The following is a 231-nucleotide window of genomic DNA, read 5'->3' on the forward strand; positions in this document are numbered from 1 at the left end:
GGTCCGCCTCGACGGCGCGGACCTCAACCACTGGGATCCGAACGACCTCGGCCGCCATATCGGCTACCTGCCGCAGGACGTCGAGCTGTTCTCCGGCACGATCGCCGAGAACATCAGCCGCTTCGACGAGGGGGCGACGCAGGACGACATCATCCGGGCCTCCACGCTGGCCGGGGTGCACGACCTCGTCCAGAAGCTGCCGGACGGCTACAACACCCATATCGGCGACGG

The 231-nt window shown here is 68.0% G+C and carries 1 pseudogene; it reads left to right on the top strand.

The features are described 5' to 3' along the window. A pseudogene (locus ACYVO7_RS25865) lies at window positions 1-231 on the top strand (type I secretion system permease/ATPase); the annotation flags it as partial.

It is taken from the genome of Alsobacter sp. SYSU BS001988, from assembly GCF_054796215.1.